Source organism: Streptomyces sp. NPDC037401, assembly GCF_055602345.1.
Genome location: NZ_JBVJWO010000051.1, coordinates 51,176 through 52,228 on the forward strand (window position 1 = coordinate 51,176; position 1,053 = coordinate 52,228).

At 78.2% G+C, this 1,053-nt stretch carries 1 protein-coding gene; it reads right to left on the reverse strand.

Annotated elements, in window-relative coordinates; translation table 11 throughout:
* Positions 1 to 909: chaplin (locus tag ACZ7H1_RS34900; protein ID WP_470792256.1), on the reverse strand; the 909-nt coding region annotated here is incomplete at its 3' end.
* Between the last annotated feature and the right edge of the window lie 144 nt (positions 910 to 1,053).

The window sequence follows — 1,053 nt, forward strand, 5'->3', positions numbered from 1 at the left end:
CAGGGGCGTGGGGTCAGGGGTGGCGGACCGTGTGACGACCGCGCGTGCCCCCCCCCCCCCCGGTGCCGGGGCGGGAGCCGGCGCCGGCGGGAGCGTGACGTCGACCGGACGGTCGCCGGCGGGGTTGGCCGGCGGCTGGTCGATCACCGGGACCGCGGGGGCGGGGGGAACCGCGGGTGCGGGAGCCGGCTGCTCCTGGTGTCCGCGCCGGGGACGCGGCTCGGGCACCTCCTCGGCCACCGGGACGGGTGCCGGGGCGGGAGCGGGGAGCGTCTCCGCCTCGTGGACCGGCTCGGGAACCGGCTCAGGAACCGGCGCGGGCGCCGGGAGCGGGGCGGGGGCCGGCGCCCCGTGGACCGGCTCGGGAATCGGCTCGGGCAGCGGCGCGGGCTCGGGCTTCGGAGCCGCATGCGGCTCGTCGCACTCCTCGTCCTTGTCCGGGGCCCGGTGCTTGCCCTTGCCCTTGCCCTTGCCCGGGTGCTGGTGCTTCGCGTGCTCCTCGCGCGGGCCGTACGCACCCTCGTCCTCGCGCTCGTGGCCGCGCTCGCGCTCGTACCGCTCCGCGAGGTGGCGCTCGTAGTCCCGGGCCGTGGAGGAGTCCAGGTAGCGCTCGTAGTCGTACCCGTCCCCGTACCCGCGGGGGCCGTGGGACGTGACGGTCGCGCACTCGTTGCCCACCGCCGGGTTCAGGGCCGCGGCGCCGTCGACGCTGTTGCCGCAGACGTTCGGGGACAGCGTGACCGGTACCGAGACGCTGTTGCCGGCCAGCACGCCCGGCGAATGCGAGGCCTCGGCGGTGTTGCCGGGGTGCGCGTAGGCCGCGCCCGCCCCGAGTGACAGCAGACTCGAGGCCGCCGCGGCGGTGAGCATCCCCTTGCTGAGTACCTGTCGGCTCAGTACCTGTCGCATGGGTCCTTCCCTGTCTGCCGGCTCCTTGGCCGGCGCTGGAATTCAAGGTGGGGGGGGGGGGGGGGGGGGGGGGGGGGGGGGGGGGAGAAGGGAGGGGGGGGGGGGGGGGGGGGGGGGGGGGGGGGGGGGGGGGGGGGGGGGGGG